General features: G+C 38.7%; 7 protein-coding genes and 1 pseudogene. 6 read left to right on the top strand and 2 right to left on the bottom strand.

Features of this window, described 5'->3' with window-relative positions:
• From AC1DTM_RS15780 to AC1DTM_RS15770, 3 genes and pseudogenes are all read left to right on the top strand, one after another.
• A pseudogene (locus tag AC1DTM_RS15780) lies at positions 1–323 on the top strand (EamA family transporter RarD); the annotation flags it as partial.
• Between the two features lie 80 nt (positions 324–403).
• Positions 404–829 (top strand): divergent PAP2 family protein, encoded by a 426-nt coding sequence (locus AC1DTM_RS15775; RefSeq protein WP_000447809.1) that lies wholly within the window; start codon positions 404–406, stop codon positions 827–829.
• 102 nt (positions 830–931) lie between these two features.
• Positions 932–2,785, top strand: coding sequence for a terpene cyclase/mutase family protein (locus AC1DTM_RS15770; protein ID WP_477000457.1), 1,854 nt, complete (start codon positions 932–934; stop codon positions 2,783–2,785).
• A 74-nt stretch (positions 2,786–2,859) separates the two neighbouring features.
• Here AC1DTM_RS15770 and AC1DTM_RS15765 read toward each other — a convergent pair whose 3' ends face one another.
• On the bottom strand, positions 2,860–3,009 hold the full coding sequence (locus AC1DTM_RS15765; protein WP_002066466.1) for a YfhD family protein: 150 nt from the start codon (positions 3,007–3,009) through the stop codon (positions 2,860–2,862).
• A 253-nt stretch (positions 3,010–3,262) separates the two neighbouring features.
• Here AC1DTM_RS15765 and fabG point away from each other — a divergent pair, with 253 nt between their 5' ends.
• A complete protein-coding gene (gene fabG, locus AC1DTM_RS15760) occupies positions 3,263–4,003 on the top strand; it encodes a 3-oxoacyl-ACP reductase FabG (RefSeq protein WP_002111090.1) in 741 nt (246 codons plus the stop codon).
• Positions 4,004–4,053: 50 nt separating this feature from the next.
• Here fabG and dhaS read toward each other — a convergent pair whose 3' ends face one another.
• Positions 4,054–5,538: an aldehyde dehydrogenase DhaS gene (gene dhaS, locus AC1DTM_RS15755; protein WP_002160956.1), complete on the bottom strand. Its 1,485-nt coding sequence runs from the start codon at positions 5,536–5,538 to the stop codon at positions 4,054–4,056.
• A gap of 272 nt (positions 5,539–5,810) precedes the next feature.
• Here dhaS and AC1DTM_RS15750 point away from each other — a divergent pair, with 272 nt between their 5' ends.
• Both AC1DTM_RS15750 and AC1DTM_RS15745 read left to right on the top strand, forming a co-directional pair.
• The gene (locus AC1DTM_RS15750; protein ID WP_016105808.1) at positions 5,811–6,089 is read left to right on the top strand and encodes a YhdT family protein; all 279 of its coding nucleotides are present in this window, start codon (positions 5,811–5,813) and stop codon (positions 6,087–6,089) included.
• Positions 6,090–6,092: 3 nt separating this feature from the next.
• A partial coding sequence (locus tag AC1DTM_RS15745) for a sodium:solute symporter family transporter (RefSeq protein WP_477000456.1) occupies positions 6,093–6,566 on the top strand: 474 nt, incomplete at its 3' end.

Below are 6,566 nucleotides of genomic sequence, written 5' to 3'. Positions count from 1 at the left end.
GCTTTGGTTCGTTCGGTTCTATTTCGGCAATATCAACGTTTCTTTTAATAGGGGCGGGTATTGTTACAGCGTTACCACTCTTTTATTTTGCTAAAGGAGCACAACTTATTCCGCTCTATATGATAGGATTTTTACAATACATCGCGCCGACTATTAGTTTAATTTTAGGTGTGTTCGTTTTTGGTGAACATTTCACATCTACTCATATGATTGCGTTTTTCTGTATATGGATTGCTTTATTTGTCTTTTCAATGGCGAAAACAAAGTTTCTACTACAGAAACAACCAAAATTTATTAAAAATAAATCAGCAAAAGTATCATAATGCGTAGTATTTTCTACGCATTTTTCTTTATACTTATATTATATAGAAATTCCATTATAGTCAGTGAGGAGCTGAAAAACATGGAAACAATTTTACATAATGACCCACTTATAGCAGCTATAATTTCTTGGTTTTTAGCACAGTTAACGAAAGTCGTTTTTAAATTAATAAAAACAGGCGAGTTTGATTTTGCTAAGTTCTTTGCTTCAGGTGGAATGCCAAGTTCGCATGCGTCGACTGTTACTGCACTTGCTACAGGTGTCGGAGTGGTGGAAGGTGTGGAGAGTCCAATATTTGCGGTTGCCGCTATTTTTGCCATTATTGTTATGTACGATGCTTCAGGAGTAAGGCTTGCGGTTAGTAAGCAAGCGAAAATATTGAATGATTTTTTTCATGGTAGACAAACAGAATATAAAAAGTTAAATGAGCTCGTTGGACATACACCTTATCAAGTTGTTGTTGGTGCACTATTAGGAATTGTTGTCGGGGTTGGGTATTGTTTGTAAGCAGAATGTGTGTAATACACGTTCTGCTTTTCTTTGTTTTCATACATATTTAGCTAAGTTTTCGAATATCGTATACGGACTTAGAAAGGGTGGGTGAGCGGTGTGCTACTATATGACAAAGTGCGTGAGGAGATAGAGCGGAGAACGACTGCACTTCAAACGATGCAAAGGCAAGACGGAACGTGGTCATTTTGTTTTGAAGGAGCTTTACTAACGGATTGTCATATGATTTTTTTACTCAAATTATTAGGGCGAAATGACGAAATAGAACCGTTTGTGAAAAGGTTAGCATCTCTTCAAACAAATGAAGGGACTTGGAAATTATATGAAGATGAAAGGGGAGGGAATTTATCCGCCACGATTCAAGCATATGCTGCTTTACTTGCTTCGGAAAAATATTCGAAAGAAGATATGAATATGAGGCGAGCTGAAATGTTTATTAAGGAACACGGGGGAGTTTCTCGTGCTCATTTTATGACGAAATTTTTATTAGCGATTCATGGAGAATATGAATTTCCTGCGCTTTTTCACTTTCCAACGCCAATCTTATTTTTACAAGATGACTCCCCCCTCAGTATATTTGGGCTAAGCAGCTCAGCGCGTATACATTTAATTCCGATGATGATTTGTATGAATAAGAGATTCCGTGTAGAGAAAAAGTTATTGCMAAATTTAAATCATATTGCAGGCGGGGGTGGGCAATGGTTTCGAGAGGAGCGGTCTCCGCTGTTTCAATCGTTTTTAGGTGATGTGAAAAAGGTAATATCGTATCCATTATCGTTACATCATAAAGGATACGAAGAAGTAGAGCGCTTTATGAAGGAGCGTATAGATGAAAATGGAACTTTGTATAGTTATGCGAGTGCTACGTTTTATATGATTTATGCTTTGCTTGCATTAGGGCACTCTATTCAGTCTCCAATTATTGAGAAAGCTGTGACAGGATTAAAATCTTATATATGGAAGATGGACAGAGGAAGTCATTTGCAAAATTCTCCTTCTACCGTATGGGATACCGCTTTACTTAGCTATTCATTGCAAGAAGCTAAAGTTACAAATGAAAATAAGATGATTCAAAGGGCGACAGAGTATTTATTGCAAAAACAACAAACTAAAAAGGTAGATTGGAGCGTACATGCATCATCACTTGTAGCTGGCGGTTGGGGATTTTCAGATGTTAATACGACGATCCCTGATATAGACGATACTACAGCTGTCCTTAGAGCGTTAGCGCGAAGTAGAGGGAATGATAGAGTAGATAAGGCTTGGGGAAGAGGCGTGGAATGGGTAAAAGGATTGCAAAACAATGATGGAGGCTGGGGAGCTTTTGAACGAGGGGTAACGAGCAAGTTACTATCGAATTTGCCGATTGAAAATGCGAGTGATATGATAACCGATCCGTCCACACCAGATATTACAGGTAGGGTGTTAGAATTATTCGGAACGTATGCACCGAATGAATTGCCTGAAGAGCAAAAAAAGAAAGCTATCAAATGGTTAATGGATGTACAGGAACAGAATGGATCATGGTATGGAAAATGGGGGATATGTTATATATACGGGACATGGGCAACGATGACAGGCTTACGTGCAGTAGAAGTGCCTTCTACTCATCCATCGTTGAAAAAAGCAGCTTCATGGCTCGAGCATTTGCAGCATGAAGACGGAGGGTGGGGAGAATCCTGTCAAAGTAGTGTAGAGAAAAAAATTATTTCTTTACCCTTTAGCACGCCGTCACAAACAGCGTGGGCACTTGATGCACTTATTTCTTACTACGATCAAGAAACACCGATTATTCGAAAAGGAATTTCATATTTGCTCGCGCAGTCTACTATGAATGAAAAATATCCTACTGGTACAGGGTTACCGGGTGGCTTTTATATTCGCTACCATAGTTATGGGCATATATATCCGTTACTTGCTTTAGCGCATTACGTAAAGAAATATAGAAAATAAACCGAGAGATACTCTCGGTTTATTTTGATGGGTAGTAGGTCCCTGTTGAAAAGAATAAGGAACGTTGTAGTGCCTTATTTTTCTGTTGATTGGCGTTTTTGACGYGCATCAGCGGCATTTGCACGTGCGTTTGCTTCTAAGTCATTGTGGTCAGCGAGTTCGCGAGCGAACTCAACATCAATGCCATCGGCAGCTTTGTTTCGATTTACGTTCTTTTTTTTCATTCGACACAATCTCCTTGTGTTTTATCCCGCATAAACGGGTAGTAAAACTCCCACCTTAAAATTCAGATGGAACAAAGAAGCTAGGTGGGAGATTAACTGCCCGTAAATGCCCGATTGATGAGGGCTGATTAAAGTTTCACTTTATGCGACGTTGCAAAGTTAGTTTGACACAAATAGACTTTTTTATACAAAGAGGATTTGGAAAGCATAGAGCCGAAATATACAATATAACTAATAGAAATGGGGGATAGGGATGGACTTGTTGAATGGGAAAACAGCTGTTGTAACGGGTGCTGCGCAGGGGATTGGAAAAGAAATCGCACGAGTTTTTGCAAAACTAGGGGCTAAAGTATTAATTAGTGATGTAAATGAAGAGAAGCTACAAGAAACGACACGTGAATTATCAGATGAAGGGTATGATGTGAGCTTATATCGATGTGATGTGAGTAATCAAAATGAAGCGAAGTCGTTAATTGAATATGCGGTGCAAAAATTTGGTACATTACATATTTTAGTGAATAACGCTGGGATTACAAAAGATGCAATGTTACATAAGATGGAGAAGTCTGCTTGGGAACAAGTATTACAAGTGAACTTAACTGGCGTTTTTTATTGTATGCAGCCAGCACTYCTTTATATGAGGCAACAACAATATGGACGGATTATTAATATTTCTTCTATTAGTAGGGAAGGAAATATTGGACAAGCGAATTATGCGGCTACAAAAGCAGGGGTAGTAGGCTTAACAAAAACAGCAGCGAAAGAGGTTGGAAGTTTTGGTATTACGTGTAATGCGATTTGTCCAGGATTTATGGATACTGATATGACAAAAACAATACCGGATAAAGTAAAAGAGAAAATGGTTGGAGCGATTCCAGTTGGAAGAATCGGAACACCGGAAGATATTGCAAACGCAGCTGCCTTTTTAGCATCAGAGTATGCGTCTTACATTACAGGAGAGGTATTAAATGTGAGCGGTGGGTTGCAAGTGTAAATGAATACATAATGAAAAGAACCTGACCGAGTAGGTCAGGTTCTTTCTCGTTAATTTAAGTTAATCCAAACGCTCTTCACTTCTGTATAGTTGTTCAGCGCGTAAGATCCCATTTCGCGGCCAAGGCCAGATTGTTTAAATCCTCCAAATGGAGATGCTGCATCAAAGACGTTATAACAGTTTACCCATACTGTACCTGCACGTACTTTGCTTGCAATATAATGTGCAGTTTTTACGTTTTCTGTCCATACACCAGCCGCTAAGCCGAATTGTGATTTATTCGCACGATCAATTACTTCATCAATATCGTTAAACGGTAATGCAGAAATAACTGGACCGAAAATTTCTTCTTTAGCGATTGTCATCTCATCATTTACATCAGCGAATACTGTAGGAGAAACGAAGTAACCTTGGTCGAATGGTTTGTTTCCTCCGCAAAGTACTTCAGCACCTTCTGCAATTCCTTTTTCAATATAACCCATTACACGTTTTTGTTGTTCTTCAGAAACGAGAGGTCCGATTGTAGTTTCTGGATTTAGACCAGCACCTTGATTTAATTTTTTTGAATATAGAACGAGATCAGCCATGACATTATCGTACATTTTCTTCGGAATAAATAAGCGTGACCCAGCGCAGCACACTTGTCCTTGGTTAAACATAACACCAGAAAGGGCAGCAGGAATCGCTCGAGATAAGTCAGCGTCTGGTAAAATAATGTTTGGCGACTTACCACCAAGCTCTAATGTAACGCGTTTTAACGATTCAGATGCTTGTCTCATAATTTGTTTGCCGACTGGAGTAGAGCCTGTAAATGCAATTTTATCTACGAGTGGATGATTAACGAGAGCTTGTCCAGCTGTTTCACCGAATCCAGGAACGATGTTAACAACGCCTTTCGGGAATCCAGCTTCTTCAATTAATTCAGCTAAGTATAGAGCGGATAGTGGAGTTTGTTCTGCAGGTTTTAAAACGATTGTACATCCTGTTGCAAGGGCTGCGCCCATTTTCCACATTGCCATAAGAAGTGGGAAGTTCCATGGGATAATTTGACCGACAACACCAACAGCTTCATGGCGTGTATAGTTAAAATATTCACCAGAAACAGGGATTGTTTGTCCAACGATTTTTGTAGCCCAGCCAGCATAATAGCGCATATGTTCAATTGCAAGAGGAACGTCTGCTGCTAAAGTTTCGCGGATTGGTTTTCCGTTATCTAAAGTTTCAAGCTGTGCCAGCTCTTCTTTATGCTCTTCCATTAAATCAGCGAGCTTGTACATAAGACGGCTTCGTTCAGCAGTGCTCATGCGTGACCAAGGACCTTCATCGAAAGCCATTCGAGCAGCTACGACAGCTTTATGAATGTCTTCGCGACCAGCTTCAGCAACGATAGCGAGTGTTTCACCAGTTGCTGGGTTAGGAGTTTTAAACGTTTTCCCGGAAGCGCTTTCGACAAATGATCCGTTTACATATAATTTCTTTGTGCCTTGAAGAAATTTCTCTACCTTTTCATGAAGATTTACAGCTAGTTGACTCATTGTATAACCCCCTTGAAAATATAATTTAAACGCAGTACGAGACGGCGTTTATTCCGAAATCAAGGATGTGGGAACTAGATGAAAAGCCTCTACTTAAAATCATAAATAATAAATGCTGAAAATTCAAATTTCATTTTCATTACAATTGTAAAAAATATGTAATGAAACATTGTATTCTATATAATTACAAAAAATCCTGCGCGTTTTTGTTTTCTAGTAGGAAAAACTAGAAAAACAGTGGTACAATTATACATCGTGAGAGGAGGGAGAAAATGAAGAATTATCATGATGATCCGCGCTTTCGAGTTGCCCATAGAGAAGCGTTAATTGGTCTTGGATTAGCTATTATTAATTTTATAATATGGTATGGATTTGCTTATGGGCTTGGAAGTAAGGATCCGAGTGAATATACATATGTATTAGGTTTTCCAGCATGGTTTTTTTATAGCTGTATCGTTGGATTTATCGTAATGGTTATTTTGCTTATTTTAGTTGTTCGTTTTTTATTTCAAGATATTCCACTCGATGAGGAAGAAAAAAGTGAGGAATGATAGATGAATTGGTATGTAATAATCCCAATGATAATTTCTTTTATCGTTGTGTTTTTAATTGGTGTATATGCATCAAGACGTGTACAAGCAACCGCTAATAATAAATTTTTACAAGAATATTTTCTTGGTGGGCGTGAACTTGGTGGTTTATTATTAGCTATGACGATGATTGCTACGTACGGTAGTGCAAGTAGCTTTATCGGCGGGCCTGGTATTGCTTACAATATGGGTCTGGGATGGGTGCTGTTATCAGCGATTCAAGTTGTAACAGGATATATCGTTTTAACGGTTATCGGTAAAAAGTTTGCTATTATCGCTAGGAAGATGGAAGCAATTACGCTTATTGATTATTTAAAGGGCAGATACAATAATAAAGCGGTAGTTGTTCTTTCTGCATTATGTATTATAATCTTTTTGTTCTCAGCAACAGTAGCCCAGTGGGTTGGCGGCGGACGATTAATTGAGTCGCTAACATGT

This window comes from Bacillus sp. P4_D3, from assembly GCF_056401855.1.
Note: the sequence above shows the minus strand (reverse complement) of the source record. Positions and strands in the feature narration are given on the sequence as shown.